Annotated in this window: 7 protein-coding genes, 1 tRNA gene, 1 other RNA gene and 1 pseudogene; 4 read left to right on the top strand and 6 right to left on the bottom strand. The window is 72.1% G+C overall.

The annotated features are described in order from the left end of the window. On the bottom strand, nucleotides 1-1,296 hold a 1,296-nt coding region (locus AKI01S_RS47700), incomplete at its 3' end, for a DNA polymerase III subunit gamma and tau (protein ID WP_157420719.1). A gap of 38 nt (nucleotides 1,297-1,334) precedes the next feature. Then, an RNA gene (gene ffs, locus AKI01S_RS47705) (signal recognition particle sRNA small type) lies at nucleotides 1,335-1,430 on the bottom strand. A gap of 59 nt (nucleotides 1,431-1,489) precedes the next feature. Here ffs and AKI01S_RS47710 point away from each other — a divergent pair. Next, nucleotides 1,490-1,822, top strand: a complete 333-nt coding sequence (locus tag AKI01S_RS47710; RefSeq protein WP_067833536.1) for a DUF952 domain-containing protein — start codon at nucleotides 1,490-1,492, stop codon at nucleotides 1,820-1,822. Nucleotides 1,823-1,832: 10 nt separating this feature from the next. Continuing rightward, nucleotides 1,833-1,917: transfer RNA gene (locus AKI01S_RS47715), tRNA-Ser, on the top strand. A 50-nt stretch (nucleotides 1,918-1,967) separates the two neighbouring features. On the opposite strand, the gene AKI01S_RS47720 is transcribed toward AKI01S_RS47715, so the two are convergent. Then, nucleotides 1,968-2,639 carry a siderophore-interacting protein gene (locus AKI01S_RS47720; protein ID WP_218010092.1) on the bottom strand — a complete coding sequence of 224 codons (672 nt, stop codon included), beginning with the start codon at nucleotides 2,637-2,639 and terminating at the stop codon, nucleotides 1,968-1,970. A gap of 310 nt (nucleotides 2,640-2,949) precedes the next feature. Between AKI01S_RS47720 and ypfJ the strand changes: the two genes are divergently transcribed. Further along, the gene (gene ypfJ / locus AKI01S_RS47725) at nucleotides 2,950-3,819 is read left to right on the top strand and encodes a KPN_02809 family neutral zinc metallopeptidase (RefSeq protein WP_067833539.1); all 870 of its coding nucleotides are present in this window, start codon (nucleotides 2,950-2,952) and stop codon (nucleotides 3,817-3,819) included. 18 nt (nucleotides 3,820-3,837) lie between these two features. Next, complete coding sequence (locus tag AKI01S_RS47730; protein ID WP_067833542.1) at nucleotides 3,838-4,146, top strand: type II toxin-antitoxin system VapB family antitoxin; 309 nt, start codon at nucleotides 3,838-3,840, stop codon at nucleotides 4,144-4,146. Here AKI01S_RS47730 and AKI01S_RS47735 read toward each other — a convergent pair. The 3 genes and pseudogenes from AKI01S_RS47735 to AKI01S_RS52375 form a co-directional block, all read right to left on the bottom strand. Next, complete coding sequence (locus AKI01S_RS47735) at nucleotides 4,133-5,410, bottom strand: CynX/NimT family MFS transporter (protein ID WP_084000966.1); 1,278 nt, start codon at nucleotides 5,408-5,410, stop codon at nucleotides 4,133-4,135. The genes AKI01S_RS47730 and AKI01S_RS47735 overlap by 14 nt on opposite strands. 99 nt (nucleotides 5,411-5,509) lie before the next feature. Continuing rightward, nucleotides 5,510-6,199: a FadR/GntR family transcriptional regulator gene (locus AKI01S_RS47740; RefSeq protein WP_067833549.1), complete on the bottom strand. Its 690-nt coding sequence runs from the start codon at nucleotides 6,197-6,199 to the stop codon at nucleotides 5,510-5,512. Nucleotides 6,200-6,373: 174 nt separating this feature from the next. Beyond that, nucleotides 6,374-6,574 (bottom strand): annotated as a pseudogene (locus AKI01S_RS52375) (transcriptional regulator); the annotation flags it as partial.

Below are 6,574 nucleotides of genomic sequence, written 5' to 3' on the forward strand. Positions count from 1 at the left end.
CGGGCGCGGCGGCTCGGGGCTGGGAGCCGGAGCCGGGACGGTCGCGGCCGGAACCGGGGCCGGGGCGGGGGCCGGAGCCGGGGCGGGCGGCTGAGCGGGAGCGGCCGCCGGGGCCGGGGCGGAGGCGAACCCGCCGCTCTGGGCCTGCCGTTCCAGCCGGTCCAGGCGCGCGAACAGCGACGCCTCGTCCTCGTACGCGGCGGGCAGCAGGATGCGGGCCGCGATCAGCTCCAGCAGCAGCCGGGGCGAGGTCGCGCCCCGCATCTCGGTCAGGCCGGAGTGCAGCAGGTCGGCGGCGCGGGTCAGCTCGCCCGGGCCCATCGCGGCGGCCTGCCGCTTCATGCGTTCGAGCTCGTCGGAGGGGACGTTGAGCAGGCCGCTGCCCCCGGCCTCGGGGACGTTCGCGAGGATGACCAGGTCGCGCAGGCGCTCCAGCAGATCGGTGGCGAACCGGCGCGGGTCCTGCCCGCTCTCCACGACCCGGTCGACGGCCGCGAACACCTTCGCGCCGTCCCGCGCCGCGAACGCCTCGACGACCTCGTCCAGCAGCGCCGAGTCGGTGTAGCCCAGCAGCGACACGGCCCGCGCGTAGGTGATGCCCTTCTCGTCCGACCCGGCCAGCAGCTGGTCCAGGATCGACAGGGTGTCCCGCGCCGACCCGGCGCCCGCCCGCACCGCCAGCGGCAGCGCGGCCTCCTCGTAGGGGACGTTCTCGGACCGGAGGATCTCCTCGACGAGCTGCGTGAGCACGCCGGGCGGGATCAGCCGGAACGGGTAGTGGTGGGTCCGCGACCGGATGGTCCCGATGACCTTCTCGGGCTCGGTCGTCGCGAACACGAACTTCAGGTGCGGCGGGGGTTCCTCGACGAGCTTGAGCAGCGCGTTGAAACCCTCGCGGGTGACCATGTGCGCCTCGTCGATGATGTACACCTTGAAGCGCGCGGCGACGGGGGCGAAGAAGGCCCGTTCCCGCAGGTCACGGGCGTCGTCGACACCACCGTGCGAAGCGGCGTCGATCTCGATGACGTCGATGTGGCCGTTCCCCGTCGGCCCCAGCGCGACGCACGAGTCGCACTTGCCGCACGGTTCGGGGGTGGGCCCCTGCTCGCAGTTGAGGGACCTCGCCAGGATCCGGGCGCTGGAGGTCTTGCCGCAGCCGCGCGGCCCGCTGAACAGGTAGGCGTGGTTGATGCGCCCGTTGCGCAGGGCCTGCTGCAACGGCTCGGCGACGTGCTCCTGCCCCTTGAGCTCGGCGAACGTCGCTGGCCGGTACTTGCGGTACAGAGCCAGACTCATGGGGCCCGCCCTCCTGGAAGAAGCAGAGCGTCAGAAGCGAAAAGGACCCCCCGCACACCCGACAGAGCCTGCTTATCCTTGCTGCCTTCCGGCCCTGGGGAGGTTCACAGGATGACGCCGTGCGAGGGGTCTGCCCAGAGTCTATGACATCCGCGGTCCACCTGAGCACCCTCCCGCCGTAGGCTCGCTCACGATGTCCGAAACTCTCCTGCACATAGCCGAGATCGCCCGCTGGGAAGAGGCCCGCGCCACGGGTGTGTCGTACACCATGTCCACGTTGGGCCGCACCCTGGACGAGGAGGGCTTCATCCACTGCTCCGCCGACCTGGACCAGGCGCGGGGCGTCCTGTCGCGCTTCTACGCCGACACCGACCCGGCGACCCTGGCCCTGCTGGTCATCGACGTGTCCGCACTCGACGCCCCGGTCCGCTACGAACCCGCCGACGGCGACCTGTTCCCCCACGTCTACGGCCCCATCCCCACCTCGGCCGTAATTGAGGTCAGACCAGTGCCCGAGACCCGGTAGGCTAGCCCACGGAGGATTCGCCTAGTGGCCTAGGGCGCACGCTTGGAAAGCGTGTTGGGGGCAACCCCTCACGAGTTCGAATCTCGTATCCTCCGCACTTCACGAGGGCGGCATCCCAGGATGCCGCCCTCGATGTTTTTCCCGTTCATTGGGTGTGGCGCCAGTAGCCGCAGAACATGATGCGTTCCTTGGGCGCTCCCGCCTTCACCCAGTGGCGGCGCACGGCCACGGGCAGGGACTGCTCCCCCACCGTCCACCCGAAGAACGGCTCGTCGGGCAGGTCGAGCGCGGTGGCGGCGGCCAGCGCGGCGCGTCCGGGAACGGCGTGCGGGTCGTCGCGGGTGATCCAGTCGATCTCGACCCCGGGTGGGGCGTCGAGGTCCTGCTTGTCCTCGGGCGAGGGGATTTCCAGCAGCGCCCTGCCCCGGTGGTCGCGCGGCAGCGAGGCGAGGATCCCGGCCGCGGCGGGAAGGCCGCTCTCGTCGGCCACCAGCAGCGTGTGGCGCACGTCCGGCGGAGGGTTGAACGAGATCCCCTCGTCCAGGACGGCCACCGGATCGCCGGCCTCGCAGGTCCGCGCCCACGACGCGGCGGGGCCCGCGGTCCCGTCGTCCGGGCCGTGCAGCACGAAGTCCACGTCCATCTCCTGGACGTCCTCGCGGAAGGCGCGCACGGAGTAGTTGCGCAGGATCGGCCGGGAGGTCTTGGAGATGGCGAGGTACCGGGCGTAGGCGAGGGCGTTGAGTTTCCTGGGCAGCCGCGAAAGCGAGTCGTCGGAGACGGGGATGAACAGCCGGAACCACTGGTCGTAACCCATGGACGCGAAGCGCCCGATGTCTCCCCCCGCCGAGCGTGACCCGCATGAAGTGGGGAGAGAGGCGCTCCCTGCGCACGACCCGCAACGACAGCAGCTCACTGTCCTCGGGCTTCACGCGGATCGCGTTCATGTTGGTCCGGACCACCACGACTCCTCGGCTTAGGTAAGGCAAACCTAATTAAACGAGAATCGCCTTTCGCCCGCCCACGGTCAACCGTCCGGATGTCGGGATTGGGGGATGAAGGGACGTTGCATCGCCGGATCTCGGGGAAGGTCCGGGGCGAGATCGAGGGCTGGTCGGAGGCGCCGGATGGACTTCAGGGATGACGCTCAGCTGGATTCCTCGCAGGTCGAGGATGCCCGGGGACGGAGTGGGCCCGGGGGGATGGTCGTGGGCGGGGGTGTCCTCGGGCTGGTGGCGACGGTCGTGGCGCTGGTCTTCGGGCTCGACCTGACCGGGGGCGACGGGTCGCCGCAGCGGGAGGCCGGGCGGGTCGGGGGCGGGACCAACCTCTCCGAGCGGTGCCGGACCGGGGCCGACGCCGACCAGTCGGAGGACTGCCGCATCGTCGGGACGGTCAACAGCATCCAGAAGTACTGGGACGAGGAGTTCCGGCGGAACGGGCAGACCTACCGGCCCGCCAGGACCCAGCTGTTCAGCCAGGCCACGCAGACCGCCTGCGGGCACGCCACGGCCGCCGTGGGGCCGTTCTACTGCCCGGGGGACCGGAAGGTCTATCTCGATCTGACCTTCTTCGGGGAGTTGCAGCGGCAGTTCGGGGCCGAGGGCGGGCCGTTCGCCCAGGCGTACGTGGTGGGGCACGAGTACGGGCACCACGTGCAGAACCTGCTGGGCGCCATGGGACGGGTGAGGGGCAACGCCAAGGGCGCCGAGAGCGGGTCCGTGCGGCTGGAGCTCCAGGCCGACTGCTATGCGGGGGTCTGGGCCAAACACGCCGTCGGCACCGGCTTCCTCACCCAATTGACCGAGACGGACATCCGGCAGGCGCTGAGCGCGGCCGAGGCCGTCGGGGACGACAGCATCCAGCGGCGCACCCAGGGGTCCGTGGATCCCGACGGATTCACGCACGGGACCTCTGAGCAGCGGCGGCGCTGGTTCACCACGGGCTTCCAGACAGGTGATCCGGACAGGTGCGACACCTTCTCCGGGTCCATCTGAGAACGTACACTCGCAAGGGTGATCTTCAAGGCGGTGGGAGACGGACGGCCCTATCCCGACCACGGGCTGTCGTCCCGGGACTGGGCCAAGATCCCCCCGCGCCAGGTGCGGCTCGACCAGCTGATCAGCACCAAGCGGGAGCTGGACCTGCAGTCGCTGCTGGCCAAGGACTCCACGTTCTACGGGGACCTGTTCCCGCACGTGGTGCTCTGGAAGGGCGAGATGTACCTGGAGGACGGCCTGCACCGGGCGCTGCGGGCCGCGCTGCACCAGCGGCTCGTGCTGCACGCCCGGGTGCTCGACCTGGACGCCGTCAGCGGGACGTGACCGCGACGGCCTCCTCGGGCTCCAGCAGCTTCTCCAGCGGGCCCTCCTCGTGGTCGCCGCTGGGACGGACGTGGCCGGGTCGGGCCGCCAGCAGCCCGAACACGATCTCCGGGACCACCAGGACGAGCAGCAGCCACAGGGAGACGTCCCAGCCGCCGGTGAGGCTGTGCAGGGTGCCGACGGCGAGGGGGCCGAAGCCCGCCAGCAGGTAGCCCGCGGTCTGCGCCATGCCCGACAGGCGGGCCGCGACGGCCGGGGTCAGCGAACGCAGGTTCAGCAGCGTGTAGGCCAGCGGGAACGCGCTGCCGGTCGCGAGGCCGAGCACCGACACCCAGACCCAGCCGAGGGCGGGCGCGAACAGCATGCCGCCGATGCCGGCCACCATGCTCACGCCGACCGCGCCGACCATGAGCCGCTGGTCGCGCAGGCGGGCGGCGAACACCGGGACCAGGTAGCCCAGCGGGATGCCGATCAGCATCATCACCGAGACCATCATCCCGGCCTCGGCCGGCGCGAACCCGGAGTCCTGCATGATCTCCGGCAGCCACGACATCAGCACGTAGAACATCAGCGACGCCATGCCCATGAACGTCGCCACGTACCAGGCCAGCGGGGAGCGCAGGAGCGTCCCCTGCGGCCCGCCCGCCGGGGCCTCGGCCCGCTCGGGCCGCGCCGAACGGCGGCCGCGCAGCGCCAGCGGGCCCCAGACCAGGACGGCGACCAGCGACGGGACGGCCCACACCGCCAGCGCCACGCGCCACCCGGCGGAGTCGTCCAGCGGAACGGCCAGCCCGGCGGCGATCGCGCCGCTGGCCGCCATCAGCATCATCGACAGGCCGGTCAGCGAGCCGACCCGGCCGGGGAAGACCCGCTTGATGACGGCGGGCGTGAGGACGTTGCCCATCGCGATGCCCGCGCCGGCCAGGACCGTCCCGGCGAACAGCGCGAGCGGGGACGGCACGATGCGCAGCACGATGCCCACGGTGATCATGGTGAGGGCGGCGGTGATCGCGGTCTCGGTGCCCAGCCGGCGGCCCAGGACCGGGGCCACCGAGGCGAAGATCCCCAGGCACAGCACGGGCAGCGTGGTGAGCACGCTGACCTCGAAGCCCGTCAGCGCGAACTGCCGCTTCAGTTCGCCCAGGATCGGCGAGACGCCGGTGATCGCGGCGCGCAGGTTGACGGTCAGCAGGATGAGTCCGGCGAGCGTCCACAGCGCGGTGGCGCGGGACACGGCCGGGGTGCGGCGGGCGGAAGAGGTCATGGTCGTCATGCGATACGTCCTGCGGGGTGCGGAAGTCGGGTGGGAGCGCCGGTGCTGGAGCGCTCCAAGAAGGGTTCGGGACGGGCCCGGGCGGCGGCGTCAGACGGGCGCGGCGTCGCGTTTCTCGGTGGAGCGCAGGATCTGGTCCAGACACGAGTGCGTGGCCAGCGCGGCGGCGGGCGCGTCGCCGGCCTCGATCGCCGACGCGATCGGCCCGTGCGGGACGTCGGCGTGCTCCAGCATGTTCCCCGCGGCCCCGATGCTGGCGCGCAGCGTGGCGGCGAAGTCGCGGTACAGGTCGGTGAGGACCTGGTTGTGGGTCGCCTCCACGACGGCGGTGTGGAACGCCAGGTCGGCCTCGACGAACCGGGCGTGCTCCCCGGCGGTCCAGGCGGCGTCGCGCTCGGCCAGGGCCGCGCCGATGGCGGCGATGTCGGCCTCGGTGCGGCGGGCGGCGGCCAGCCGGGCGGCCTCCACCTCCAGCCCGCGCCGCACCTCCAGGATCTCGATGAGCTCGGCGGTCTCCAGGCGGCGGCGGACCGCCCCCGACATCTCGCTGGTGGCGAGCACGTAGGTGCCGTCGCCCTGGCGGGATTCCAGCAGGCCCGCGTGGGTGAGGGCGCGCACCGCCTCGCGCACGGTGTTGCGGCCGACGCCGAGCGTCTCCGACAGCACCGGCTCCGGCGGGATCTTGCCGCCGACCGGCCAGGCACCCGCGGCGATCTCGCCCCTGAGCTGATCGATCACCTGGTCCACCAGGGACGAACGGCGGGCGGTGCGCAGCGTCACGGTGCTCCTTCGAGGTCGGTCACGGCGGGGAGGGCCGGGCGGATCACCCAGTCATCCCATGTCTCCATGTTAGGACCACGAATCGCCTGATTTTGTTCCGTCCGTTACGTGATGGTGCTCACCCTGGGCATCGCGCCGCCGCCCGCCGGGTGGCGGGCGGCGGCGCGGTGTCCGTCAGACGCGGCCCAGGTCGCGGCTCGTGGCCATGGGGCGCGCGGGGCGCAGGCCCGCCGCCTCCAGTGCCCGCCGGTAGGCGTCGGCGGCCTCGGCGACCTCTCCCGCCTGTTCCAGCAGTTCGCCCAGCTCCCGCAGGATGTGGGCGGCCGGGCGGCCCGGCGGGAGGTCGGCCAGCCGTCCCCGCGCGGCGCGCAGGAC

It is taken from the genome of Actinomadura kijaniata NBRC 14229 (assembly GCF_001552175.1).
Lineage (GTDB): Bacteria > Actinomycetota > Actinomycetes > Streptosporangiales > Streptosporangiaceae > Spirillospora > Spirillospora kijaniata.

Coding starts and splice junctions, on each gene's coding strand:
- AKI01S_RS47710 (WP_067833536.1), top strand. CDS start 1,490: ATGTCCGAAACTCTCCTGCACATAGCCGAGATCGCCCGCTGGGAAGAG.
- AKI01S_RS47720 (WP_218010092.1), bottom strand. CDS start 2,639: ATGGGTTACGACCAGTGGTTCCGGCTGTTCATCCCCGTCTCCGACGAC.
- ypfJ (WP_067833539.1), top strand. CDS start 2,950: ATGGACTTCAGGGATGACGCTCAGCTGGATTCCTCGCAGGTCGAGGAT.
- AKI01S_RS47735 (WP_084000966.1), bottom strand. CDS start 5,410: ATGACCTCTTCCGCCCGCCGCACCCCGGCCGTGTCCCGCGCCACCGCG.